16 protein-coding genes and 1 pseudogene are annotated in these 25,540 nt (G+C 61.8%); 12 read left to right on the top strand and 5 right to left on the bottom strand.

Translation table 11 applies throughout. The features are described from left to right. Positions 1-39 precede the first annotated feature (39 nt). Complete coding sequence (locus ACNPN0_RS18015; protein WP_105657123.1) at positions 40-1,416, bottom strand: dicarboxylate/amino acid:cation symporter; 1,377 nt, start codon at positions 1,414-1,416, stop codon at positions 40-42. 246 nt (positions 1,417-1,662) lie between these two features. Continuing rightward, positions 1,663-2,127 carry a DUF2975 domain-containing protein gene (locus tag ACNPN0_RS18010; RefSeq protein ID WP_448937584.1) on the bottom strand — a complete coding sequence of 155 codons (465 nt, stop codon included), beginning with the start codon at positions 2,125-2,127 and terminating at the stop codon, positions 1,663-1,665. A gap of 189 nt (positions 2,128-2,316) precedes the next feature. On the opposite strand from ACNPN0_RS18010, the gene ACNPN0_RS18005 reads away from it, so the two are divergent. Further along, positions 2,317-2,706, top strand: coding sequence for a VOC family protein (locus ACNPN0_RS18005; protein ID WP_448938962.1), 390 nt, complete (start codon positions 2,317-2,319; stop codon positions 2,704-2,706). 53 nt (positions 2,707-2,759) lie between these two features. On the opposite strand, the gene ACNPN0_RS18000 is transcribed toward ACNPN0_RS18005, so the two are convergent. After that, on the bottom strand, positions 2,760-4,427 hold the full coding sequence (locus ACNPN0_RS18000) for a DUF885 domain-containing protein (RefSeq protein WP_448937585.1): 1,668 nt from the start codon (positions 4,425-4,427) through the stop codon (positions 2,760-2,762). 351 nt (positions 4,428-4,778) lie between these two features. On the opposite strand from ACNPN0_RS18000, the gene ACNPN0_RS17995 reads away from it, so the two are divergent. The 9 genes from ACNPN0_RS17995 to ACNPN0_RS17955 are packed head-to-tail and all read left to right on the top strand — an operon-like array spanning position 4,779 to position 22,131. After that, complete coding sequence (locus ACNPN0_RS17995) at positions 4,779-10,973, top strand: Ig-like domain-containing protein (RefSeq protein ID WP_448937586.1); 6,195 nt, start codon at positions 4,779-4,781, stop codon at positions 10,971-10,973. A 49-nt stretch (positions 10,974-11,022) separates the two neighbouring features. Then, positions 11,023-12,033 carry an AAA family ATPase gene (locus ACNPN0_RS17990; RefSeq protein WP_105661752.1) on the top strand — a complete coding sequence of 337 codons (1,011 nt, stop codon included), beginning with the start codon at positions 11,023-11,025 and terminating at the stop codon, positions 12,031-12,033. Then, positions 12,033-13,352, top strand: coding sequence for a DUF58 domain-containing protein (locus ACNPN0_RS17985; RefSeq protein WP_402735509.1), 1,320 nt, complete (start codon positions 12,033-12,035; stop codon positions 13,350-13,352). The genes ACNPN0_RS17990 and ACNPN0_RS17985 overlap by 1 nt, the downstream gene beginning before the upstream one ends. Then, positions 13,349-15,703: a DUF4129 domain-containing transglutaminase family protein gene (locus ACNPN0_RS17980; protein WP_332498386.1), complete on the top strand. Its 2,355-nt coding sequence runs from the start codon at positions 13,349-13,351 to the stop codon at positions 15,701-15,703. The genes ACNPN0_RS17985 and ACNPN0_RS17980 overlap by 4 nt, the downstream gene beginning before the upstream one ends. Next, positions 15,694-16,791: an RDD family protein gene (locus ACNPN0_RS17975; protein WP_388024117.1), complete on the top strand. Its 1,098-nt coding sequence runs from the start codon at positions 15,694-15,696 to the stop codon at positions 16,789-16,791. Before ACNPN0_RS17980 ends, ACNPN0_RS17975 begins: the two co-directional genes overlap by 10 nt. Then, positions 16,788-17,612 (top strand): PP2C family protein-serine/threonine phosphatase, encoded by an 825-nt coding sequence (locus tag ACNPN0_RS17970; protein WP_332487810.1) that lies wholly within the window; start codon positions 16,788-16,790, stop codon positions 17,610-17,612. The genes ACNPN0_RS17975 and ACNPN0_RS17970 overlap by 4 nt, the downstream gene beginning before the upstream one ends. Then, positions 17,609-19,864 (top strand): FHA domain-containing protein, encoded by a 2,256-nt coding sequence (locus ACNPN0_RS17965; protein WP_448938961.1) that lies wholly within the window; start codon positions 17,609-17,611, stop codon positions 19,862-19,864. Before ACNPN0_RS17970 ends, ACNPN0_RS17965 begins: the two co-directional genes overlap by 4 nt. After that, the gene (locus ACNPN0_RS17960) at positions 19,861-21,420 is read left to right on the top strand and encodes a serine/threonine-protein kinase (protein WP_332503532.1); all 1,560 of its coding nucleotides are present in this window, start codon (positions 19,861-19,863) and stop codon (positions 21,418-21,420) included. The genes ACNPN0_RS17965 and ACNPN0_RS17960 overlap by 4 nt, the downstream gene beginning before the upstream one ends. A 9-nt stretch (positions 21,421-21,429) precedes the next feature. Further along, positions 21,430-22,131, top strand: coding sequence for a hypothetical protein (locus ACNPN0_RS17955; protein ID WP_332503534.1), 702 nt, complete (start codon positions 21,430-21,432; stop codon positions 22,129-22,131). 79 nt (positions 22,132-22,210) lie between these two features. Here the strand turns inward: ACNPN0_RS17955 and ACNPN0_RS17950 are convergent, their stop codons facing one another. Both ACNPN0_RS17950 and ACNPN0_RS17945 read right to left on the bottom strand, forming a co-directional pair. After that, positions 22,211-22,429: an acyl-CoA carboxylase subunit epsilon gene (locus tag ACNPN0_RS17950; protein ID WP_105657136.1), complete on the bottom strand. Its 219-nt coding sequence runs from the start codon at positions 22,427-22,429 to the stop codon at positions 22,211-22,213. Between the two features lie 52 nt (positions 22,430-22,481). Beyond that, positions 22,482-24,092, bottom strand: a complete 1,611-nt coding sequence (locus ACNPN0_RS17945) for an acyl-CoA carboxylase subunit beta (RefSeq protein ID WP_448937522.1) — start codon at positions 24,090-24,092, stop codon at positions 22,482-22,484. A gap of 195 nt (positions 24,093-24,287) precedes the next feature. Between ACNPN0_RS17945 and ACNPN0_RS17940 the strand changes: the two genes are divergently transcribed. Together ACNPN0_RS17940 and ACNPN0_RS17935 are read left to right on the top strand one after the other, a co-directional pair. Further along, positions 24,288-25,145, top strand: coding sequence for an SDR family oxidoreductase (locus ACNPN0_RS17940; RefSeq protein ID WP_448937521.1), 858 nt, complete (start codon positions 24,288-24,290; stop codon positions 25,143-25,145). A 57-nt stretch (positions 25,146-25,202) separates the two neighbouring features. After that, a pseudogene (locus tag ACNPN0_RS17935) lies at positions 25,203-25,540 on the top strand (biotin--[acetyl-CoA-carboxylase] ligase); the annotation flags it as partial.

The following is a 25,540-nucleotide window of genomic DNA, read 5'->3' as shown; positions in this document are numbered from 1 at the left end:
GAGCAATAGTGCGCGGGCGCCGCTTTCCTTCAGCAATGCCTACTTGGTTGCAGCTGCCTCAGCATCTGCCGCTGAGATGCTTTCATCAGCGAAGGGGTTGCCATTGCGTGGTGCGTTGTACATGTCAATGTCCAAGATGCCCTCGCGCTTGGCGACAATGGTTGGAATCAGTGCTTGGCCGGCGACATTTACCGCGGTGCGGCCCATATCAATGATCGGGTCAACGGCCATCAGCAGGCCAACGCCTGCCAGCGGCAGGCCCAGGGTGGAAAGGGTCAGCGTCAGCATGACGATGGCGCCGGTAGTGCCTGCGGTTGCTGCCGAGCCCAATACGGAAACCAGCGCAATCAAGAAGTAATCGGTGAGGGACAGTTCAATACCGAAGAACTGGGCAACGAAGATTGCTGCGATCGCCGGATAGATGGCAGCGCAGCCGTCCATCTTGGTAGTCGCGCCCAGCGGCACTGCGAAGGAAGCGTAGCCCGAAGGCACCCCGAGGTTGCGTTCGGTCACGCGCTGGGTCAATGGCAGGGTGCCAATCGAAGAGCGTGAAACGAAGGCCAGCTGCACTGCAGGCCATACACCCGAGAAGTACTGCTTGATTGACAGGCCATGTGCGCGGACCAGTACCGGGTAGAGCGCGAATAGCACCAGTGCCAAGCCGACGTAGATCGCAACGGTGAACTTGCCCAGTGCGCCAATAGTGTCCCAGCCATAGGTGGCAACAGCGTTGCCGATCAGGCCAACCGTGCCGATCGGCGCGATGCGGATGATCCACCAGAGGACCTTCTGGATGATCGCCAGGATAGAGGCCGAGAACGCGAGGAATGGTTCGGCCGCCTTGCCAACCTTGAGGGCAGCGACGCCCACGGCGATGGCAATGACCAGTATCTGCAGGACGTTGAAGCTGATCGAGGTGGAAGCGGTTGCTTCATCAACCAGCTTGGTGCTCGCGCCCAGACCCAGGAAGTTGGCTGGGACCAGGCCAGTGAGGAAGCCGAGCCAGTCGCCGGTCTTGCCATCGTATTCATCTGGCATGCCCTGGCCGGTATTCGCTCCGGGGCGGAAAACGGTGCCAAGAACCATGCCGATGATTACCGAGATCAAGGCAGTGATGGCAAACCAGAGCAGGGTCTGCCACGCAAGGCGTGCCGCATTGGTGACCTTGGCCAAATTGGCAATTGAGGCGACAACCGCAAAGAAGATCAGTGGGATCACTGCAGTGCGCAGCAACGCAACGTAGCTGGAACCAATGATCGACAGGGCTTCACCCAGCCCGTTGGGTTCCTCGGCGGTGCTGCCGGTGTACTTGGCTAGGAGACCCAGTAGAAGACCAGCAATCAGCGCCGCAATGATCTGCGGGCCGAAATTGGTCATCCAGCGTGGAAGCTTAGATGAAGGTGCGGTAGTAGACATGCGTTCAAGATTAGGGCGCTTTTCTTCGTCGGCGGCAGTTTATGTTACGCAACATGACGGTATTTCGCCGTTTGTGCTTTATTGCACTGAAAAGCGGTGTCTAGGGTCACTGGACCGGCGAAATGACGCACGATTTGTGCGAAGACTTCGGTGCGAGGACACAGATCTTCACATGGGAATTTTTGGCTCCGTGCCATTGTTGCTGGACTAATCACCGCGACTGTGCTTGAAGAAGCATCGCTCACTTCACGCAGTTTGCTTTCGTATCCTGGACGCGAGCATGCCGCGAAATGCGACCAGCAAGCAAGTGGCAGTTCCTCCCAGTGCCACCCCGCCGGCAACGGCAAGGACGACACCGGGACCGCCAGCACCGATAAACCCCAAGAGGTGAATTCCCAGCCCCAGGACCAGCAGGGTTGCTGCAGCGGCGGCGCAACTGGCGATGCTGAACCAGTGCAGTGAGCTGGCTTGGTAGAAGGTTCGGCGCCGAAGCTTCGATATGAGGATCCAAAAACAAATCAGGGCAATCTGCAGGCAAGCAAGCCCGGCCGTCACTGCGCACCGGTACGGGGTCGCCAGATGGGCCACTTCGGGATGAATGTAGATGGTCTCCTCGATGAACATCGGCAAAATCAGCACTTGGCCAAGGAGCACCCCGAGGAAGATTGCGATGAGCGCGATTCGGGCGGGTAAAACTGCGAGACTGGTCATCTAATGATTGTCGGCTATTATCTATCGTTAATCAATAATTTCTTGTTGTTTTTCCCTGGAATATAGAGCTGGGCTCTTCAGTGCTGCTTCCGTGATCTTGACCTGTCGGAACCATATGGAAAGGTAGAAGCCAGCAAGGCGTGGGGAATCCCTGGTTGCTGCATGGGGCGGAACTGAAAGAAGGAAATAATGCGGGTTTATATCACTAGTGTGTGCGTGGATGATCAGGCGAAAGCCAAGGCGTTCTATACCGAGGTGCTGGGCTTCAAGGTCAAGCACGATATACCTGTGGGCGAATACAGCTGGCTGACCCTTGTTGCAGCGGACCAGGAGCAAGGTCCTGAAGTGCTTCTGGAGCCTTCAGCACACCCTGCCGTTGGGCCGTACCGTTCAGCACTGAAAGCAGACGGCATCCCGGCAACTTCCTTTGCCGTTGATGATGTCCAGGTGGAATTCGAGCGTCTTAGCTCACTGGGCGTGAAGTTCACGCAAGAACCGACGGATGCCGGACCCGTCGTGGGTGCGACCTTTGATGACACGTGTGGCAATCTGATCCAGATTTCCAGCTACAAGGGATAAAACGAATGGCGGTCCTGCCAATAAGCAGGCCCGCCAAGCCGATTTCCTGGAGGCTACTTCACTAGGGCGCGCTTCAAGGTATCCAGGCCAACTGAGCCGAGCTTCAATGCCGCGGTATGGAATTCCTTGAGCGAGAAGTCCTCGCCCTCGGCGGCCGCGAGATCGTCGCGGATCTGCTCCCAGAGCCGTTGGCCGATCTTGTAGGACGGAGCCTGGCCTGGCCATCCCAAATAGCGGTTGTACTCGAAGTCCAGCTGACCCGTGGACATGTCCAGATTCTTCTCCAGGAACTCATAGCCGTTTTCGGCGTTCCAGGTGCCGGTGCCCCACTGTGCAGGAACTTCCAAGCCCAGGTGAACTCCTATATCAAAGACCACTCGCGCGGCTCGAATGCGTTGCGCATCGAGCATGCCCATGTAATCGCCCGGGTCATCCAGGTAGCCCAGCTGGTGCATGAGGCGTTCGGAGTACAGCGCCCAGCCTTCGCCCTGGCCGGAAACCCAGCACATCAATCGGCGCCAGCTGTTGAGCGTGGAGGCCTGCATTTGGGCTGTACCGATCTGCAGGTGATGGCCGGGAACGCCCTCGTGATAGACGGTGGTGAGCTCGGCCCACGTGGTGAATTCATCTTCTCCAGGCGGAACCGACCACCACATCCGTCCCGGGCGGCTGAAGTCTTCTGATGGGCCGGTGTAGTACACGCCGCCATCCTGGGTCGGAGCGATCATGCATTCGATGCGGTCCATTGGCGCCGGGATGTCAAAGTGCTTGCCCGACAAGTCCGCCATGGCCTGGTCAGCCTTGCCCTGCATCCACTCCCGCAAGGCGTCGGTGCCTGAGAGCTTGCGCGCCGGATCCTCGTTGAGGATCTTCTTGGCTTCCTGGATCGTGGAGCCCGGCTTGATCTGCTGGGCGACGCGCCGCTGCTCGGCGATGATGGCATCGAGTTCGCCGACGCCCCAGGCATAGGTCTCTTCCAAATCCACTGCGGCGCCCAGGAAACGGCGGGACATCAGCGAGTAGTACTCTCGGCCCACCGCGTCTTCGGCCGGTGCCTGTGCCAGGAGTTCATCTTGCAAGTACGCGGTGAGTTTGCGGTAGGCCTTCTTCGCGGCTTCGGCTCCGGCTTCCAGCTGTGCTTGCAAAGCGGTATCCACTGCGGTGCCGGAGGTGGCCAACTGGTCGAAGAATCCGCCATCCTTGGCGTAATCGGTGGTTTGCGTGATCACTATGGACACTTGGCGCTGCGCCGCAACCAGATCATTTGAAGCGGAATCACGCAAAGATGCGATGTAGCCGTCAATCGCAGCCGGAATGTTGGACATTCGCTGGGCGATGAAAGCGTAGTCCTCGGAGGACTCCTGCGGCATCAAATCGATGATTGAGCGGATTTCCTGTGCCGCGCTGGCGATATTGTTCAGCTCGGTGCGCCCGGTGAACAGGATTTCCAGTTCGAGGCTCAATCGCTCGGTCATCGCGTCAAGCGAGACTTCGTCAATTGCGTCGACCGCAGTGGCGTTGGCCAATGCGCCCAAAGTCTCCCGCAGTAAGCTGATCTGCTGGGTGGTGCCAGCAGGGGAGTAGTCGCCATAGGTGGTCTCGTAGCCTGGCAGGCCAAGGGAAACTCCCCATTCCGGGGTCAGTTCAAGGGACTTGGCGAAGAAGGCTTCGGCGATCTGGTCGATGGCCGAAGGCTCGCGGTGCGGTGCAGAGGATGTCATGTAACTAACAGTAGTTGATATGAAAGATTTGTTGAAGACTTTTGCGCAGGTTCGGTCTGAACTGCTTCCGCGGTCGTCTAGCAGGTGCTTCCAGGCGCGGGTTATGCCGCTGGACCTGCCGAAAAGGAATCAAGGGGCATCTGCGGTCGCATAGGCGGTTCCCGCTGATGAAGATGAAGCACGCGAATTGTATTGCGTTGATGAATCGCCCAGTCAGTGCCCATGGGGAGAACTCTCCATGGCGGAGGTTTTGTCAGTTCGTTAGAATTGGAGGGCGTTGAGTCTGGCTATGGGGAATAAGGCCGGATTCTGGCGCACACTCGTACCAGCAAACCAAGGACTGACCTCTAGATGGCCAAAGCCGCTTCGACCGGATGGACCGGACTGCTCAAAAGCACCGGGTTCAAGGTGACTGCGATCCCAGTCGTGGCGGCCCTTGCCGTCACCGGCGCCATTATCTATCCGGGCTTCGAAACAGCTGACGTGGAACTCAACGACGGTGGTGTCTGGGTAGTCAATCAGTCCGAAGGCAAGATCGGGCATGTCAACTACCAGTCGCGCACCATCGACGGTGGCGTTGCCACCCCGCTGGCCAACTATGACCTGGTGCAGCATGAAGAAAGCGTGCTGGTACGCAACCTGGAACAGGCCTCGCTGACCACTATTGACCCCGCGATGGTGCAATTTGCTGGCGATAACAACCTGCCAGCTAACTCATCCTTCTCCTTCGGTGCGTCCGTTGTCGCCGTCACCGACGCGGAACACGGAACTGTCCAGGCCAGCAACCTCGAACAGATTGCCGATTTCAAGGGCGAAGGCGCCGAACCGCTGATCGAGTCCAAGGGCGAAGTCGCCGCCGTGGTTGGCGCCGACGACACCATCTGGGCCGCAGACCTCGGCGCAGGAACCCTTTCCAGTTTCACCCTGGACGACGATGGGAAAGCCGAACTCGCCCAGGAATTCGAAATTCCGGAACTGGCCGAAATGAAGGAGCCGCAGCTTTCGTCCGTCGGCAAGATCGGCGTGGTCTTCGATGAAGCCACCGGCGAACTGGTCACCTCGGAGGGCAACTCCGCAATTCTCGAGAATCCTGCCAACGCCCGGATCCAGTCTCCGGGCCCGGCAGCCGAGAACATTGCTGTGGCCCTGGACCAGTCGCTGGCAACGGTGAGCCTGTCCGGCAAGGACACCAACTATGAGCAGCTGGAAACCGCTGGCACCCCTATCCAGCCGGTGCGCGTGGGAACGTGCACCTACGCGGCCTGGCAGACCAGCGGCGAGTATCTGCGCTTCTGCGATGACCCGGCACATAACCAGAGCACCGCAATTCCGGAAATGCCAGAAGGCGCTGAACTGGCGTTCCGCGTCAACCGGGACGTGGTCGTGCTCAACGACGTGCATTCGGGGCAAGTCTGGTTGGCCAATGAAGGCATGGAAATCGTCAGCAACTGGAGTGATCTGGAACCGCCTGCTGGCAAGGGCGAAGCCAAGGAAGAAGAAACCAAGGAAATCACCGACGCCATCGAGCTGCCCAACCGCACCGAGGAAAACAAGAAGCCGATCGCCGAGGACGACAGCTATTCGGTACGCCCCGGCCGCACCACCTTGCTGCCGGTGCTCTATAACGACGTGGATCCGGACGGCGATTTGCTGACCGCGAACCTGGAAGGCGCTGCGCCCTCGGTAGGTGCCGTGCAGCCGGTCCATGACGGCACCGGATTCCAGATTGTGGTCCCCGAAGATGCCAGGGGCGGCGCGAGTTTTTCCTACACCACCAAAGACGGCCGCGGGGGACAGGACACCGCGACCGTCAAGCTGAACGTGGTGGACGATGAAACCAACAAGGCTCCGGAACAAAAGCGCACCACCGTGCTGCGCGTGCAGCAGGGCGAGTCAGTCAGCCACAACGTGCTCGCTGACTGGACCGACGCGGAAGGCGATGACCTCCGCTTGCTCGGTGGAACCTCCGATGGCGATGACGTGATCCGCGTCCAACCCGATGGCACCTTGACCTTCCAGGATGACGGAAAGAAGCTGGGGCAAAAGGAATTGGCCATCCAGGTTTCCGACGGGCAGGAGGGCACCAAGGGCCGGATACTGATCGAGGTCTTGGCCGACGCCACCGTGAAACCGGTGACCGCGACCGATCATGTGGTGGCCAATATCAATGAATCCGCCAGTTTCTCCCCGCTGGACAATGACACTGATCCCAGCGGAGACGGACTGCGGCTGGCCGGGGTGGATGATGTTCCCGGGTTGGAAATCAAAACCAACGCACAGACCGGAACCGTGACCGCGCGCGCCGAACGCGCCGGAACCTACTACGTTGAATACATGGCCACCAACGGCCCGGCCAGCGCCCCGGGCCTGGCCCGCATCGATATCAAGAAGCCGGAAGAAAATGCCGAGGATCCGATCGCGGTACGCGATGTCGCCTTGCTGCCTGCCGGCCAGGATGTACTGGTCAACGTGCTGGGCAACGACACCGACCCGGCCGGTGGCGTACTGGTGGTAACCGGCGTGCAGACCGCCAGCGACAAGCCGTTCTCCACCTCCGTAGAACGCAATACCTTTGTCCGCATCACCGACGTGCGCGGCCTCACCGACCCGACCACCATTAGCTACACCGTGTCCAATGGCTCTCGTGAAGCGACCGGTTCCATCCGCGTGATTCCGATTCCGGCACCACCACGCATGGATCCGCCGCAGGCCAACCCGGACACCGTCACCGTCCGCGAGAACGACGTGGCCACCGTCAAGGTTCTGGAAAACGACATCCACCCGAACGGCGGAGAGCTGCTCTTGCGTCCCGAGCTGGAAGAAGCTGATGATCTGGGAGAAGGGTCCCTGATCTCGGTTGCCGATGAAACGATTCGATTCCGCGCCGGCGACTTTGGCGGCAAGGCCAAGCAGGTTTCCGCGGTCTACACCGTGGCAGGACCTGATGGCCAGGAAACCAGCGCCAGCGTCACCTTCAACGTCCTGCCCGAGGCAGAAGCCAACGATCTGGAAAAGAACACCCCGCCGAACCCGGAACCAGTCACCGGACGCGTCTTCGCCGGCTCCAGCACCAACGTGCTGATCCCGATTGACGCTATCGACCCCGATGGCGACTCGGTCTCCCTCGTGCAATTCGGCGATTCCCCGCGCATGGGCACCGCGAAGATCCGCGGGGCCTCCATCGACTACACGGCCAACCCCGATGCCTCGGGCACCGATGAATTCAGCTACGTGGTGGAAGACCGTTTGGGTGCCCGCGCCACCGGCACGATCAAGATCGGCGTGGCACCGCTTGCCGAATCGAATAATTCCCCGGTTGCCGTCAACGACTTCTTGACCGTGCGCCCCAACCGCCCGGTGGCGGTGGACGTGATGGACAACGACACCGACCCGGATGGCGACCCGATCGCCTTGATGAGCGAAGTCTCCACCGAAGCCAGCATGGAGGTGGAAGTCATTGACGGCCGCGTCACCCTGACCTCGCCCCCGGAAGACGGCAACGTTTCGGTGCGCTACATGATTTCCGACGGCCGCGGCGGCACCGCGGCGGGCACGCTGAGCATCAAGTCCGATCCAGAGGCCCATCTGCTGGCGCCCATTGCCCGCGATGACCGGGTTTCCTTGGAAGAAGTCATCGGCGATGAACAAGTGACCGTAGATATCTTGCGCAATGACGAGGACCCGGATGGCAGCTCCAGCGAATTGGAGATCAGCTTGCCGGATAACCCGTCTACTGCCCAAGTCACCGAAGATGGCCTGGTCGTCACCGCCACCGAGGACGCGCAGATCATTGCCTACACCCTGACCGACCCCGACGAACTGGCTTCTACTGCCTTCGTCCATGTGCCAGGCACCGCTGGAGCACGGCCAATCCTGCGCAGCGGGCTGAATCTGCAGGTCGAGGCGGGACAGGTCCTGCCACTGAACCTGGATGACCTGGTCCTTGTCCGCGAGGGACGCACCCCGCGCTTGACCACCGAAGAGTCGGTGGCCTCGATGCCGCAGAACGACGGCGAGCTGGTCAAGTCCGCCACCGAGCTTTCCTTCCGTGCACCGGTCGATTTCGACGGCTCGGCTACCGTCAGCTTCGAAGTCACCGACGGCACCGGCCCCGACGATGAAATGGGCCTGAAGTCCAAGCTGACCCTGCCAATCAATGTCACCCCGGCTCCACGCCAGGATGATCCCGACGAGCGCCAGAACCAGAACGAAGAAGGCCAGCCGGAGGAGGAAGAGCCAGAGGAAGAGGAAGAAGAGCAGCCGCAGGAGGAGAACTTCGCTCCGACCCTGCAGGCCAATGCCTTGGCCGTGGGCCAGGGTGAGGAGCCAGCCTTCCTGGACCTGCGCATGGCCGCCAACGATGCCAATGAAGACGACGTTCCGAAGTTGAAGTTCGCCATCTCTTCGGTGGATATCCAAGGTGTCCAGGCCGAACTGGTCGAAGAGCATAACCTGAAGGTCAGCGCCGGAGCTTCGACCCCGAAGGGCACCACCGGTACCGTCACCGTCACGGTCAGCGACGGTGTGAACCCGCCGGTTCCGGCCGCCATGAACATCACCGTGGCCGGCTCGGTCCGCGAGCTGCCGGTAGCTGTGGCCGATAACGTGGCCGATGCGGCCCAGGGCAAGACCGAAGTGGTCGATGTGCTGGCCAACGACCACAACCCGTACGCGGATGAAGGCCCGCTGCGCCTGATCAACGCCCGCGCCCTGGAAGACACCGGGGAAGTGGAAACGAGCGGCGACAAGGTATCCATCACCCCGAAGGACAACTTCGTGGGCACCATGCGGGTGGAATACACCATTGGCGATGTCACCGAAGACGTGGCACGCAACGTCATCGGTACCGTGACGCTGAACGTCAAGGGCGCCCCGGAAGCCCCGGGCCTGCCACGCGTCCAGTCCACCGGGGATGAGAAGGCTGTGCTGCAGTGGGATCCACCGGCCAACAACGGCTCGCAGATCACCCACTACACCGTGACCGGCGGCGGGCACACCCAGCGGTGCGCCACCACCACCTGCACCATCACCCCGCTGGCCAACGACACCGTATACAACTTCACGGTGACCGCCGCCAACGAGATCGGCCAGTCCCCGGCCTCGGTGCCGTCAGCCGATGCCCGACCGGACGTGGAACCCGAACAGCCTGCCGCCCCGACCGGCACCGACGGCGACCAGCAGGCGGCCTTCAAGTGGACTGCCCCCGCCAGCCGGGGTTCGGCCATCCAGAGCTACACCTTGGAGATCTCCCCGGCACCGGCCAACGGCGTCACCCAGGTCACCGGCATTACCGGCACGTCCTATACCTGGAAGGGCCTGAAGAACGGCACCGATTACCAGGTCCGCGTGCGTGCGGTGAACAAGGCGTCCAAGCCATCGGCCTTCAGCGCCTACTCGGCAGCCGTGACCCCGGCTGGCAAGCCGTTCAAGCCGTCCGCCCCCACCGCGGCCCGCAAGGAATCCGCGGTGGATGGCGGCGTGGTCAACGTCGCCTGGAACGCACCGGGCACCAATGGCGCACCGATCACCGGCTATGCCCTGCGCGTCTACAAGTCCGGAACCCTGGAGAAGACCATTGGCTCCATTGCGGCCAACCAGACCAGCCAGTCGGTCACCGGCCTGAGCACGTCGGGTTCCTACACCTTCACCATCGCGGCAACCAACCGCAAGGGCAGCTCGGAACAGAGCTCGAATTCGGTGGCGGTGACCCCGTACGGGCGTCCAAAGGCCGTGTCCAGCGTGAGCGCCAAGGCCACCGGCGCCAATCGCATGGTGCAACTGGGCTTCCAGGCTCCTGCGGCCAACGGCTCGAAGATCACCGGATACCAGTACTCCGCCGATGGCGGAGGGTGGCAGTCCTTCGGCGGCCCCGGCTCGGTGATCGACACCGGTTCCAACGGCACCGCGCATACCTGGCGCGTGCGTGCCTTGAATGCTGCCGGCCCGGGAGACCCCAGCCCGGCCAGCAACCAGACCAGCGCCTACGGTCCGCTGCGCGATAACGCGAAGATTTCCTCGTCGCATGGCGATAACTGGATTTCCTTCAGCTGGAATACGGCCGCCGGCGAATCCAACGGACGCAAGGTCACCCAGACGGTAGCCATTGACGGGTCTAACACGGCTAACGACGGTACGGAGAAGGTCAGCAACCTGGGCTACTCCACCAGCCGCACCCTTAAGATCGTGGCCACGGATACCGAAGGCCAGAGCAAGTCCTGGTCCAAAACGGATCAGACCAATCCTAAGCCGGCCCGTTCGGTGAAGCTGTCCGAAGGACCGTTGTACAACGGCTACGCGAACTCCACCTGCCCGCCGAACTGCTACAAGTACCACGTGGAGCTCTACGACTTCGACCCGGGCACCCACACCTACCTGGCGCAGTGCTACCACTCCAAGGGAATGTTCTCGGATAATTACGTGACCTTCAACGTCGACGGCAATGGCCGGGCCTCCAAGGACTTGCCATGCGTGATCGAATCGGGATATGCCCAGCCGTACTTCGCGAAAATCGACGGCACGGAATCCGACCGGGTTAATTTCAGATAAGCGCGGCATCGGCCGAGCATCAAGACGTACAGAAAGAACAAACACTGCCATGACCATGAGCACCGAGCAGGCCAACTGGTTCTGCGATACCTTCGCCAAATTGGTGTCCAATGTCGGACTGTCCGTGCTGGGCAAGGACCAGGCCATCAAGCTGGTGCTAACTGCCATGCTCACCGAAGGGCACGTGCTGCTCGAAGACGCACCGGGCACCGGCAAGACCATGCTGGCCCGCTCGCTGGCCGCCACGGTGCGGGGCAGCAACTCGCGCATCCAATTCACCCCGGATCTGTTGCCCTCGGACGTCACCGGCATCACCATCTACGACCAGCGCAGCGGGCAGTTCGACTTCCACCATGGACCGATCTTCGCCAACCTCGTGCTGGCCGATGAGATCAACCGCGCGTCTCCAAAGACCCAGTCGGCGTTGCTGGAAGTCATGGAAGAAGGGCGGGTCACCGTCGATGGCACCACCTACCCGCAGGCTCGCCCGTTCATGGTGATTGCCACCCAGAACCCGATCGAGCAGGCCGGTACCTACCGGCTGCCCGAAGCCCAGCTGGACCGTTTCCTGATCAAGACCTCCATCGGGTATCCGGACCGGGAAGCCACCGTGGCGCTGCTTTCGGGCAGCACCCAGCGTGACCGCTCGACCGCGCTGAGCGCCATCATCACTACCGAAGCAGTGGTGGAAATGGCCGAGCTGGCAACCACCGTGCATGTGGACACCGCCGTGCTGGAGTACGTCGCGGCGCTGTGCGAAGCGACCCGCGAAGTTCCGGAAACCCGTTTGGGAGTTTCGGTCCGCGGAGCCCTGGCGATGGTGCGCGCGGCCAAGGTGTGGGCTGCCAGCCAGGGACGGAACTACGTGCTGCCGGATGACATCAAGGAATTGGCGCCCTATATCTTCACCCATCGCCTGGTGCTGGACCCGGAAGCGGAATTCACCGGCACCACCTCCGCCCAGGTCATCACCTCGGTGCTGCGCAAGGTCCCGGCCCCAACCCGCCGTGGCAATGAAGACTCCGCTCCGGCCGCCGGCAAGGACCAGGACGAGCATTAATGAGCAGACGAGCTAAGCGTTCTGCACGGAGCACCAGGCTGAATCGCAGGGCCGAAATGTCGCTGACCATGGCCAGCGAAGCAATGCAGGTGCTGCGCGAATACCTGCGCCCTGCAACATCGCGGGTCAAGGAATTCAGCACCCGTTTCCTCGCACCGGTCACCACGGTCATTTCGCCGCTGGGCTTCGTGCTGCTGGGTACAGCGATTCTCCTGTGGATCCTGGGCGCCAGTTTCGGCTGGCAGGAGGCCCTGCTCGGCGCCTTCATGGCCACCTTGCTGCTGCTGGCTTCCGTGGGATTCATCCTGGGCCGCAATGATTTCAGCGTGGACCTGGACCTGCACCGCACCCGTGTCGCTGTGGGGGACCGCGCCGTTGGCGCCCTGCAGGTGGCCAACCAGGCCTCGCGCAGCGCAGCGCCGGTGATGATGGAACTTCCGGTAGGCCATGGTGCCGCCCAGTTCCGGATCCCGCGCCTGGAGCCGCAAGGAACGCACGAAGACCTGTTCACCATCCCGACCCAGCGCCGCCAGGTGCTGGAGGTGGGGCCGGTCCGCTCGGTCCGCCAGGACCCCTTCGCCATTCTGCGCCGGCAGGTGAAATGGACCGACCGCTACGAGCTGTTCATCCATCCGCGCACCACCGCGCTCGATGGCTCCTCTGCTGGTTTCATCCGCGACCTCGAAGGCATGCCCACTTCGGATCTCTCGAACTCCGATGTGTCCTTCCACGCCCTGCGCGAATACCAGGCAGGAGACGACCGCCGCCATATCCACTGGAAGTCAACGGCGCGTACCGGTGAATTGATGGTCCGCCAGTTCGAAGAGACCCGGCGTTCGCACCTGGCACTGAGCCTGAGCACCAATCTGGACGAGTACTGCGAGGCGCACGCAGAGGAAGATTTCGAACTGGCTATTTCGGTTGCTGCCTCCATCGGGCAGCAGGCAGTGGCGGAACAGCGCAAGCTGGCCATCGTGACCCAGCAAGGTCCGGTGCGCACCGACAGCGGCCGCATGATGATGGACTCGCTGACCCGCATCGAAGCAGCCGCTGGCCAGCGCGAGAACCTGGTGCAGGTGGTTCGCCACACCGCCGATATCGTGCCCGGAGCGTCGGTGCTTTTCTTCCTCACCGGCACCAGGACCAGTGCAAAGTCGCTGCGCGAAGCCTGGATGCATGTGCCTGCCGGAGTGCGCGCCATCGCTATCAGGTGCGAGACCGGCATGGAGCCGACGCGCTCGAACATTGGCGAGCTGACGGTACTGAGCCTGGGCAAGCTGGAAGAACTCGGCTTGATGCTGCGAAAGGCCGTGGCATGAAACAGACTTTGCCCCTCTGGCGCTTCGGCGTTGACGCGGCCTGCCTGGGATTGGCCCTGGTCCTTGGTGCCCTGGGTCTCCTGGACGCCTACGGCGCGAGCTTGAACTTCATCCTGGCTGCCGTGGGCGGAATTGTTGCCGGTCTTGCTTTGGCCTGGGCCAATGTGCACTTCAAGCTGGGCACGTGGCGGACCATGGCCCTGTTCGCACTGCTGTACCTCGTGCTGGGCACGCCGTTGGCCACTCCACGCGAGGCTGCCTTCGGAATCTTGCCCACCGGGCAATCCCTGCGCACCTTGCTGACCGGCCTGGTCTTCAGCTGGAAAGACATGCTCACCGTGGCGCCACCGGTAGGCTCCTACGGCGGCGTACTGATCGTGGCCTTCCTTTCCGCGCTGCTCACCGCACTGCTGGCCGGATTGGCGGCCTGGCATTTGCGCTCGCCGTATTGGACTTTGCTGCCGCTGCTGGCGATGTTCGTGCTGGGTATTGTTTTCGGCACCCGCGACGTGCCGATGCCGATCGCCCGTGGCGTCGCCTTGATTGCGGTATTGGTCGGTTGGCTTGCCTGGCGGCGCTTCATGGACACGCGCATTTCCGGCGGATTCAGTTCGGTGAACCACGAGCAGCTTGATTCCCATGGCGGCCAGCAGATGTTGCTGCGCCGCATCATCGCCGGAGCCCTGGTGCTGGCCGGAGCCGGCGTAGCGACCGCCGCGGCCACTCCGCTGCTGGCCCCCGAAACCCCGCGCCAGGTGTTACGCGATGCGTTGGAACCGCCTGTGGATCTCTACGATTATCCAAGCCCGCTGACGAGTTTCCGCAAATATGTGAAGACAATGGCTGACGACACCCTGCTGACCGTCAAGGGCTTGCCAAAGGACGAGCGCATCCGCTTGGCCGCATTGGATTCCTACAACGGCATGGTCATCAACGTGGATCCTTCCGCTGGTGGCAGTTTTGCCCCCGTGGGTGATGCCAGCGATATTCGTTCTGCCCAGACGCTGGAAGGCCGCGAAGCGGCTGAACTTGAAATCTCGATCCAGGACTATGAAGGGGTGTGGGTTCCTTCCGGAGGCAAGCTCATGGGCTTGGATCTGGCCGGCGGTCGTGAAGATGAACTGGCCCGTTCCCTGTTCTACAGCGATACCTCTGAAAGCGCGCTGAGCTCCATTGGCCTGGAGAAGGGCGATGCCTACACGGCTAAGGTGCTCTTCCCCGCCAAGCCGAGCGATGACCAGCTCAATGAACTGGATTTGGCGCAGTTCCGCATGCCAGAGCTGGCCAATGTGCCAGCCACGGCGGGAGCCAAGGCCGCCGAATTCACCGGTACGGCACGCGGCGACCTGCAGCGCGTGCGGAGCATTGAAGCCATGCTTTCCGGAACCGGATTCTTCTCCAACGGCACCGAGGGCCAGGTTCCCTCGCTCTCCGGGCACGGAGCGGGACGTATCACCAGCCTGCTCGATGCCGAGCAGATGATCGGCGATGACGAGCAGTATGCTGTCGCGATGGCGCTGATGGCCCGCGAGCAAGGGATCCCTGCGCGCGTAGTCATGGGTTTCTACCCGGAGGAATACGCGCCGGGGAAGGCCGTTGAAATCAAGGGGTCCGATGTTCATGCCTGGGTGGAGATCGCTTTCGAGGAAATAGGCTGGGTTGCTTTCAACCCGACGCCGAATGAAGACGAGCAGCCCACTCCTCCGGAACAGGAACCCAAGGCTGTGCCGCAGCCGCAGGTGCTGCAACCGCCACCACCGGCGCAGGAAGAAGCGGATTTGCCTCCGCAAACTGCACCGGAGCCGCAGGAAGTCGAAGAGGAACCGAAAACCTTCTGGGAACGCTGGGGCCAGGTCATCATTGTCGCCGGCATTTCGCTGGGTTCGGTGCTGCTTGTGCTCTCGCCGCTGCTGCTGGTTGCCTTGCTGAAGCTGCGCCGCAGGCAGAAGCGTTCTCAAACCGGCAGCGCCGGTGACCGCGTGAGCGGTGGCTGGCAGGAATTGCTCAGCCATGCCACTGACCACCGAATCGCGACTGCCAGCGGTGCGACCCGGCGGGAAAGTGCCGGCGTGCTGGCCGACGGTTTCCCGGCGCTGTCCAGCCCGGTGCAGTCGCTGGCGCAGCGTGCGGATGCGGCGAACTTCGCGCATGAAGAACCGACCGAAGAGCAAGTGCGGAAGTACTGGGAGGATGTCATTGCGCAGACCCAGAAGATGCAGGAGCCGCTGGGCTTCTTCGGCAAGATGCGGGTGAAATACTCTCCACGCTCTCTGATACACGAGTTGGCGGCTAAAACGGTTACCACGGCACGAACATTGCAACGGAAAAACAGGAGCAAGCCATGGCGGTAAAAATGGACCTGGTAGATGCCCGAACTGCGCAGCGGCTGCTTTCGTGGCTCGTCGACTTCCTGCCAGTACTGGTCCTCTCGGCTATTTTCCTGCCGATGATCGGATCCAGGATGGTGAACTCGCTGGATGCGCCGCAGATCATGGGCGAGATCGCCGGAACGTACATCCTGTACGGCGTCCTGGCTCTGGCCTACACGGTGTTCTTGTGGTGGTGGGAAGCTGCTGCAGGCAAGAGTCTTGGCAATGTGCTCCTCGGGTTACGCACCGCTACTGTGTCAGGCGAACGCCCGGGCTGGGGCAAGACCATTATTCGCCGTTTGCTGATAGCCGTCGCGGGTATCGTTCCGATCCTGGGACCGGTGCTGATGGTGATCTCCAACCAATTCGACGCGAACGGCAAGAAGCAGGGATGGCACGATAAGGCGGCCGGGACGCTGGTACTGGATATCAAGGCTGGACGGGATCCGCTGACTACCGGTGGTACCGGGGGACCGGGGTCTTTCGCGCCTGAGCAGCAGTATGCTCCGGGCCGTCGCTTCGTGGGCGAACCAGAAGAAGAGCCCGGCAAGTCCTCGGGAGTCATCGATTCGGTGCCAGGCGCCGTGCGCGCCAATGCGCCTGAGGCGCAGAAAGCAGCTCGTCCCCGTCCTGCCTCGCAGCCTAAGCCGGAGGCGAAGATCGTTGAAGTCCCTTCGTCCAAGTCCGGTGGTGACCCGGATGCAGATCTCGGTCACACGCAGATTCGTTCGCAATCGCCTGATGCCTTGCATCTGCTCTTTGACGATAGCCGGTGCCTTGACCTTGCTGGCAGCATCTTGATCGGACGCAACCCTTCCTACGCAGAGGGCGATGCAGGTGTTCACCTGGTCGCCGTGGATGATCCGGAACGCACCGTCTCCAAAACGCATCTGCTGATCGAGCCGGGAGTAGGCAGTGTCTGGGTTACGGACCGGGATTCGGGCAACGGCTCATCCATTGTCGATGAAGATGGAAACGTGCGCGAACTTGTCCCGGGCAAGCCGGAACAGGCAATGATTGGCCATACGGTGTACTTCGGTGACCGCTACTTCCAGGTGGAACGTCCATGACAGATACTAGCCCGGCAGCCAGCCTCAGATTCAGCCACGGCCAGGCAACTGACCGTGGACTGCGCCGCGCCCTGAACGAGGACAGCTTGCTGGCCTCGGAACGGTTGCTGGCCATTGCCGATGGCATGGGCGGGCATGAGGCAGGTGAAATAGCTAGCGCCCTGTGCCTCAAGATCCTGGGTGCAGGATTCCAAGACGCCGGCACCAATCTCGATCCGGAAACCCTGGACGCGCTGCTGCTTGAAGCTGACCGCAGCATTGTGGAGGCAGGCTCCGGCCGAGCCGGAACCACACTCACCGGGGCCGTGCTGATTGATGCAAGGACCTCCAGCGGGCAGGAAGAACAACCCGAACTGCTGGTCTTCAACGTGGGCGACTCGCGCACCTATCTGTGGGCCCAAGGATTGCTGCAACAGGTCAGCATCGATCACTCCGAAGTGCAGGAGCTGATGGATATCGGCCAGCTGGACGCCGCGCAAGCGGCCACCCATCCGCGCCGGCACGTCATCACCCGCGCATTGGGGATCAACGCCAACAGCCAACCCGATTACTGGCTGGTGCCACTAGCAGGGCACGAACGCATTCTGGTCTGCTCAGATGGGCTGAGCAGCGAAGTCGGCGACGCCGCAATCCAGGAGATCCTCTCGCGTTTCCCGGATCCGCAGCAGGCGTCCGAGGAACTGGTCCAAGCGGCCATCGACGCCGGAGGACGCGATAATATCAGCGTGATCGTCGCCGACGTGCAGTATGGGCACCCCGATGATGTTGGCATAACAATCCCACGCATATCGACCACGAGCCACCAAGAGGAGAAATCATGAACGGCCTGAGTTACATTCCCGGCGACTGGTACGCCCTGGTGAATAACCAGCACATCGTCCTGCTTCCTGCCAGCGCCAGCGCCGAACAGGTCAACGTTTTGTGGTCCAACCTCGTTGGGAAGACGACGGTGGAAGCACTGCTCTCAGAGCTGTTGCCGCTTTACCAGATGAACATTGCCGAGCTGCCGAACTTCGCTTTGGTTTCCCGGGACAGGGCACCGCATCTGGTCTTGCGGGGAGCCCCAGAATTTACCGCACGGACAGCTGCCGGTGACGAGCTGGTCAGCGGTGCCGGCATTGCGACCTGGACCGAACGCAAACTTGGCGAGTCGAAGTCATGGACTTTGAGCACCGGTTCGGCGAATCCTGAAGCTGCGTTCGCGCTGCCAATTAGCGAAGGCATTGTTCGAGTATCAAGCCTTGAGTGGGGCACCGAAGGGGATGCGGCTGCTGGTGCGCCCGCCGGTGCCGCATCCAAATCACCTGCCACCCCTTCTGCTCCGGCCAAAGCAGCTCCAAGCCTGATGGCGGCCGCCGCTGTGGCCAAGCCTGCTGCGGCTCCGGCAAAGGCGCCAGCGCCAACTGCGGCTAAGCCTGCTGCTGCGCCCGCGCAGGCAAAGGCCCCCGCAGCAACGGCGGCTAAGCCTGCGGCGGCCCCCGCTGTTGCCAAGCCGACGGATGCTCCGGCAAAAGCTCCAGCGGCAGCGAAAGAGCCAGCGCCAGCTGCGGCTAAGCCTGCGGCGGCCCCCGCTGTTGCCAAGCCGGCGGCTGCTCCGGCAAAAGCTCCAGCGGCAGCGAAAGAGCCAGCGCCAGCTGCGGCTAAGCCTGCGGCGGCCCCCGCTGTTGCCAAGCCGGCGGCTGCTCCGGCAAAAGCTCCAGCGGCAGCGAAAGAGCCAGCGCCAGCTGCGGCTAAGCCTGCGGCGGCCCCCGCTGTTGCCAAGCCGGCGGCTGCTCCGGCAAAAGCTCCAGCGGCAGCGAAAGAGCCAGCGCCAGCTGCGGCTAAGCCTGCGGCGGCCCCCGCTGTTGCCAAGCCGGCGGCTGCTCCGGCAAAAGCTCCAGCGGCAGCGAAAGAGCCAGCGCCAGCTGCGGCTAAGCCTGCGGCGGCCCCCGCTGTTGCCAAGCCGGCGGCTGCTCCGGCAAAAGCTCCAGCGGCAGCGAAAGAGCCAGCGCCAGCTGCGGCTAAGCCTGCGGCGGCCCCCGCGCAGGCAAAGACCCCCGCAGCAACCGCGGCCAAGCCTGCTGCTGCGCCCGCGCCGGCAAAGGCCCCAGCGGCAGCGAAAGAACCAGCGCCAACTGCCGCCAAGCCGGCATCCGACCCGGGCGCCGCCGCGCCGTCCAAAGAAGCAGGAGATCCCAAGGGCCCCGCAGCTGTGTTGGCACGAGCAGCCAAGGCAGCCGACGCGGCCAAGGTATCTGCACAGGGTGCCGGGGATGAGCAGACAGATGGCACGGCAACGAGTTATGCGCTGCCGCCGACCGAAGTCTCGGAAGAAACTCAGGATCCAGCACAATACGAGCAGGAAGCCTACTCGGAGGAACTATCGCTGGGCGGACAGCTGCTGGGCGCCAGAGGTGCAGCAGAGACCGTCTACGATACCGGCCAGGGCGATGATCTGGACACGATTATCAAACCGCGCCCGGGAAGTCCTGCCTCTTCGGCGCGGCCGGTTGAACCAGCCGACGACGAGCACACGATCATCCGCGGCTCCAGTGTTCCGAAATCCAGCGCCGCTTCAGGTTTGGACGCCAAGGACGGCACCGAAAATTCGGTGTCGCTGAATGAATTCATCTTGGCCCGCTCTTGCTCCAAGCGGCATCCCAACCCTCCAACTGCCTCGACCTGCCGGGAATGCGGCGAGCGCCTCACCGGCCAAGCGCAGCAAGTTCGCAAACCGGCCATGGGGCGCATGATTGTCAGCGATCACGGTGGCGCCCGCGAATACGCCCATGAACTGAACCGCTCGGTGATCCTGGGGCGCCAGCCAAGCGCAGCAGCCATCAAATCCGACACCGAACCCCGCCTGCTGAAGGTGGAAAGCCCAAACGGTGACATCTCCCGCTCGCACCTGCATGTGCGAGTGGAAGGATGGCATGTGCAGCTGGTTGACCTGGGCGCGACCAATGGCACCGTGCTCTTGCGCGAAGGGCAGCGGCCACGGCGCCTGTCCCGGCACCAGGAGATCATGCTGATCAAGGGCGATGTCGCTGATCTGGGTGATGGCGTGAGCATACGTTTCGAGGATCTGCCGTGAGCCTGCGGCGCGCGCCAGCTCCGGCGCCGCAGATCCCGGGATTCACCTACGTCAAGCCGCTGGGCACGGGTGGATTTTCCGATGTCTATCTGTACGAGCAGCACCGGCCCAACCGCAAGGTGGCGGTGAAGGTGCTGCTGGCGGATGTCAGCGATGAGGAAGCTCGCCAGCGATTCGAGGCGGAAGCCAACTTGATGGCCCAGCTGTCCACTCATCCGTATATTGTCACGATCTACCAAGCGGAGATCACCGAAGACGGACGTTCCTATTTGGCCATGGAGTATTGTTCCCGGCCTTCTTTGGACGTCCGATACCGTCGTGGCGTCCTGAGCATTGATGAAACGCTGTCCCTGGCGATCCAGTTGTGTTCAGCGGTGCATACTGCGCATCTTGCTGGCATTGTGCATCGCGATATCAAGCCGGGAAACGTGCTGACCACCGACTACAACAGGCCGGCGCTGACCGACTTCGGCATCTCGGGAACTATCGGTTCACACACCGCTGGGCTTTCGGTGCCATGGTCCGCACCGGAAGCCTTCGGCGATGGCATGCCTCCGGGTGTGCGCATGGATGTGTACTCGCTCGGTGCCACGATCTATACGATCTTGGCCGGGCATTCGCCATTCGTCCGTCCTGGACAGGATAATTCGCAGGCAGTACTCATTGAGCGGATTTGCAATACGCCGTTGGTGCCGTTGGAACGGCTTGATGTTCCTGAATCATTGAGCCAGGCGCTGGCGGTAGCCATGGCGAAGAACCCGGCGTCGCGATTCGGCTCGGCTGCCGAACTGGCCCGCTCGATGCAACGAATCCAGATCGAGCTGGGCTTCTCGGTCACGCCCTTTGAAGTACTTGAAGAACCTGCAGAAGCGGTTGACGAAGATCACGGCGAGAGCACTCGCGTTCGCAATGTTACTTCGATTAGCGATGCGCAGCGTCCGCTGCCTGCCCCACCGATGATTTCCTCCGTTCCCGGGCAACGGCTGCGGCAGGCAGGACCGTCAGTTCCAATACCGCGGCTGGAAATGCCGAAGGATTCCATTTCGGCTCCGGGCCAGCAGAGCGCAGCTCCAGGCGAATCAGGAACGCCGGTGGACGCGCCGGCAGAACCGAAGCCGCGCCAGGGCCTGCCGAAGGTCTTCATCGCAGTGGGCCTTGTGCTATTTCTCCTGGTTGGCGGCGCTGTCATTGCCAACATGTACTTGCCGGACCAAAATGCTGCACAGCGTTCTGGCCCGCCTATTACAGCGACGGACGGGCCCAAGGATGCATTGGTTGGCGGCACTGTGCCGAAGGTGGATAATTTTGCGTACTCCACGGTCGGAGAAACTGTAACTTTCCGTTGGTCCAACCCAGAACCGAATAAGGCAGACCATTACCGGTGGGCTCCAATTACCGCCACGGAAACGGGAGAATACAAGCAGACGATGTCCCCAAGCGCCACTACCGAGATCGGGAAAGGCGGACAAACCTGTATCGAGGTCAAGCTCGTGCGCGATGATGGACGTATCTCGGATGGAGCACGGTTCTGCACCGCCGCAGGTTCAGGAAAGTAGGCAAGAGAGATGAGTGAAGTAACTATCGAGTACTGCGGACAGTACTATCCTGTCCACGATGCCAAGCCCTTCACCATCGGCCGAGAAGGCGACCTGGCCATCGACGACAATCCCTACTTGCACCGGCACTTCTTGACGATTACCAAGCAAAGCGGGCTGTGGTGGCTTAATAATGTCGGTAGCCGGCTGACCGCGACGATTGCTGACCGTACCGGCGGACTGCAGGCCTGGCTCTCGCCGGAATCGAGCCTGCCCCTGGTGCTGAACCGGGTGGGTGTGGTTTTCACCGCCGGTCCCACCACCTACGAGCTATCGATTCATGTTGCGCAGCCGGCATTCCGGCAGGCCTACATGGACTACGACGCTTCGGGCGAGACCACCATTGGCCCGGTGCTGCTGACCAGTGCCCAGCGGGCCTTGGTCGTTGTCCTGGCTGAGCCGATGCTGCGCCGTGAAGGCACTGGCTTGAGTTCAATTCCCACAAGTGCCGCTGCCGCCGCCCGGCTGGGGTGGGGAATTACGAAGTTCAATCGCAAACTCGATAACGTCTGCGACAAATTGGACAAGGCCGGCGTGGCCGGGCTGCGCGGGGGGCCTGGAAAATTGGCCACCAACCGCAGGGCGCGACTGGTGGAACACGCTGTGAGTTCGCATCTGGTGACTCGTGCAGACCTAGCCATCTTGGACTTCGAAGTTCCCGACGAAGACTAGGTTGCCAGCGGCGCCGCACAGAGCAATGGCCCGGAAAATTCCGCTAGGGAACGTTCCGGGCCATCGCTTTCAGCAGGCCTTAGCGCCGGCCAATAGTCCAGCCCAAACGCGGGGCCAGCGCCCGGCGCCTGCGGATCCGGGCTACACGCTTCTTGGGCTCTGCGGCTTCTGGTGCAGGAGCCGGAGTATTGCCCATGGCAGCGAGCAGCGCGGTAACTACCGCCACTTCCTCGTCACTGGGGTTTCCCTTGGTGACGCGGATCTGCGGGGCAACAGGCAACGCAGCGTTCTGTTCCATGGGAGTGCTCCTTATTGGTTTTAGCTGGTACTAGGCGGGCAGGCACTGCTGCTTACAGCGGGATGTTGCCGTGCTTCTTCGGAGGCAGGCTAACGTGCTTCTCGCGCAGCGCGCGCAGGCCGCGAACCAGCTGGAAGCGGGTCTCGCTCGGGGCGATGACCGCATCCACGTAACCCAGCTCCGCCGCCTGGTAGGGGTTGAGCAGTTCGGCCTCGTAGTCGTCGATAATCTGCTTGCGGCGTGCCTCGACGTCTCCGCCTTCGGCTTCCACTGCGGCCAGATCGCGGCGGTAGAGGATGTTCACTGCGCCCTGGGCACCCATCACGCCGATTTGCGCGGTAGGCCAAGCCAGGTTCAGGTCCGCGCCCAGCTTCTTCGAACCCATTACGATGTACGCTCCGCCGTAGGCCTTGCGGGTGATCACGGTCAGCTTCGGCACCGTGGCCTCCGCGTAGGCGTAGAGCAGCTTCGCACCGCGGCGGATGATGCCCTGGAATTCCTGGTCCTTGCCCGGCAGGAAGCCTGGCACGTCCACGAAGGTGAGGATCGGGATGTTGAAGGCGTCGCAGTTGCGCACGAAGCGGGCAGCTTTTTCCGAGGCGGCGATATCCAAGGTGCCAGCGAACTGCATTGGCTGGTTGGCGACGATGCCCACGGTGCGCCCTTCGATGCGGGCGTAGCCAATCATCAGGTTCGGTGCGTACAGCGACTGCATTTCAAAGAAATGCTCGTCGTCGACAACCGACTCGATGACCGTGCGCATGTCATAAGGCTGGTTGGCGGAGTCCGGGATGAGCGTATCGAGCTCCAGGTCCTCGGCAGTGATATCCAGCTCTTCATCGAATTCGGCAATCAGCGGATCCGAGAGGTTGGACGACGGGAGGAAATCGAGCAGTTCCTTGCAGAACTCCACGGCGTCTTCTTCATCGGACGCAAGATAGGTGGCGGTACCGGTATTGGCGTTGTGCTGGCGGGCGCCGCCCAGGGTTTCCATGTCGATTTCCTCGCCGGTAACCGTCTTGATGACGTCCGGACCGGTGATGAACATGTGGCTGGTCTTGTCGACCATGATCACGTAGTCGGTCAGTGCAGGGGAGTACGCTGCACCACCGGCCGATGGGCCCATGATCAGCGAGATCTGCGGGACAACGCCCGAGGCATGGACATTGTTGCGGAAGATGTCGGCGAACATGGCCAGGGAAGCGACGCCTTCTTGGATGCGGGCACCTCCGCCATCCAGGATGCCGACAACTGGGCAGCCGTTGCGCAGCGCAAATTCCTGGACCTTGACGATTTTCTCGCCATTGACCTGGGACAGGGAGCCGCCGTAGACGGTGAAGTCCTGGGAGTAGACAGCCACCAGGCGGCCATCGACGGTGCCGTAGCCGGAGACCAGGCCATCGCCTAATGGCTTCTTCTTCTCCATGCCGAAGGCGGTGGAGCGGTGGACTGCGAGGGCGTCGAACTCAACGAAGGAATCCTCGTCCATGAGCATTTCAATGCGTTCGCGGGCAGTGTGCTTGCCGCGGGAGTGCTGCTTTTCAATCGCTGCTTCGCCACTTGGCGCTTTAGAGAGCTTCTGGCGGCGGCGGAACTCAGCAAGCTTTCCGGCGGTGGTGGACAGGTCGATTGACTCGGCTGCCTCGGTTCTGCCCTGCGTCATGCCTTCGACTCCCTCGAGTTGTCTTCAATGTGTAGGAATGGCACAAGAAAAATGCCAACTAAGCCAGTCTAGCTGGGCAAACAGCTCATTTGTTTGTAGGAATCTTACAAAATGGCCCGATATCTGGTGCGTGGCACGCCAGAATAAGTTACTGAACAGTAGCTTAGTGGCGGACTATCGCGTAATCTGTATCACATGACTAGTGAATCGCGCACTCTTATCGCACCTGTTCCCGGGAACCTGGAAAACCGCACCATCCTGATGAGCGGCGGTAGCCGCGGCATCGGCCTGGCTATCGCTCTGGCCGCAGCCAGGCAGGGGGCCAACGTGGTCCTGCTGTCCAAGACCGATACGCCGCATCCGGCACTGGAAGGGACCATCCATACCGCCGTTGCGCAGATCGAAGAAGCAGGTGGCAAGGGCCTGGCCGTAGTTGGCGATGTCCGCGTGGACGCCGATGTGCAGCGCGCGGTGGAAGAGGCCGTGGCAAAGTTCGGCGGCATCGACATTGTGGTCAACAACGCCTCGGCCATCAACCTGGCCAAGACCGATCAGCTTGATATGAAGCGCTACGACCTGATGCAGGACATCAACGTCCGCGGCACCTTCCTGCTCTCAAAGTCCGCGCTCCCGTACCTGCGCGCCTCCGAGCATGCCCATGTACTCACCCTCTCCCCGCCATTGAACCTGGAACCGAAGTGGGCTGGACGGCATTTGGCCTACACCATGGCCAAATACGGCATGTCGCTGACCACCCTTGGCCTGGCCGAAGAGCTGAAGGAAGATGGCGTCGGCGTGAACTCGCTCTGGCCGGAAACCCTGATCGATACCGCAGCCATCCGGAACCTGCCGGGCGGACAGGAAATGGTTCAGGGAGCGCGCGATGCTTCGGTCGTGGCAGATGCCGCCATGGCCATTCTTGCCAGCCCGCCAGCCGGAGTCAGCGGAAACTTCTTCACGGATGGACAGGTGCTGACGCTGGCTGGCGAGACGGACCTGGAGAAGTACACCTTGAACCCAGAAGTCCCGCTGGTTGAAGACATCTTCCTCTAGGCAGATGACGAGGCAGGACTAAGCGTAATCATCGGCCGGTGCCATAGGGTTGGAGGTATGGAAAACCCGCATGGCACCGACCGCGCAGTTCTCGATTCCCGGCTCTTCACCGAGCTCACCGCGCAGCTGGGATTGGGGCTGGTTAATATCAAGCCAACCTCCGGTTCAACCAATACCGAGTTGGCGCAACTGGCTGGCAATGGGGATGCCGGCCACCTCAGCGTGTACTTCACGGATCACCAGCAGGCAGGCAAAGGGCGTTTGGGCCGTGAATGGGTAACTCCGGCAGGGTCCTCCCTGACCGTCAGTGTCTTGGCGGTGCCCGGTCCCAGCTTCCCTGCCGAATCCCTGTCTTGGTACACCATGCTTGCGGCCCTGGCTTGGAGCCGGGGGGG

The sequence above is a fragment of the Glutamicibacter sp. AGC84 genome (assembly GCF_053543575.1).
Note: the sequence above shows the minus strand (reverse complement) of the source record. Positions and strands in the feature narration are given on the sequence as shown.

Coding starts and splice junctions, on each gene's coding strand:
- ACNPN0_RS18015 (WP_105657123.1), bottom strand. CDS start 1,416: ATGTCTACTACCGCACCTTCATCTAAGCTTCCACGCTGGATGACCAAT.
- ACNPN0_RS18010 (WP_448937584.1), bottom strand. CDS start 2,127: ATGACCAGTCTCGCAGTTTTACCCGCCCGAATCGCGCTCATCGCAATC.
- ACNPN0_RS18005 (WP_448938962.1), top strand. CDS start 2,317: ATGCGGGTTTATATCACTAGTGTGTGCGTGGATGATCAGGCGAAAGCC.
- ACNPN0_RS18000 (WP_448937585.1), bottom strand. CDS start 4,427: ATGACATCCTCTGCACCGCACCGCGAGCCTTCGGCCATCGACCAGATC.
- ACNPN0_RS17995 (WP_448937586.1), top strand. CDS start 4,779: ATGGCCAAAGCCGCTTCGACCGGATGGACCGGACTGCTCAAAAGCACC.
- ACNPN0_RS17990 (WP_105661752.1), top strand. CDS start 11,023: ATGACCATGAGCACCGAGCAGGCCAACTGGTTCTGCGATACCTTCGCC.
- ACNPN0_RS17985 (WP_402735509.1), top strand. CDS start 12,033: ATGAGCAGACGAGCTAAGCGTTCTGCACGGAGCACCAGGCTGAATCGC.
- ACNPN0_RS17980 (WP_332498386.1), top strand. CDS start 13,349: ATGAAACAGACTTTGCCCCTCTGGCGCTTCGGCGTTGACGCGGCCTGC.
- ACNPN0_RS17975 (WP_388024117.1), top strand. CDS start 15,694: ATGGCGGTAAAAATGGACCTGGTAGATGCCCGAACTGCGCAGCGGCTG.
- ACNPN0_RS17970 (WP_332487810.1), top strand. CDS start 16,788: ATGACAGATACTAGCCCGGCAGCCAGCCTCAGATTCAGCCACGGCCAG.
- ACNPN0_RS17965 (WP_448938961.1), top strand. CDS start 17,609: ATGAACGGCCTGAGTTACATTCCCGGCGACTGGTACGCCCTGGTGAAT.
- ACNPN0_RS17955 (WP_332503534.1), top strand. CDS start 21,430: ATGAGTGAAGTAACTATCGAGTACTGCGGACAGTACTATCCTGTCCAC.
- ACNPN0_RS17950 (WP_105657136.1), bottom strand. CDS start 22,429: ATGGAACAGAACGCTGCGTTGCCTGTTGCCCCGCAGATCCGCGTCACC.
- ACNPN0_RS17945 (WP_448937522.1), bottom strand. CDS start 24,092: ATGACGCAGGGCAGAACCGAGGCAGCCGAGTCAATCGACCTGTCCACC.
- ACNPN0_RS17940 (WP_448937521.1), top strand. CDS start 24,288: ATGACTAGTGAATCGCGCACTCTTATCGCACCTGTTCCCGGGAACCTG.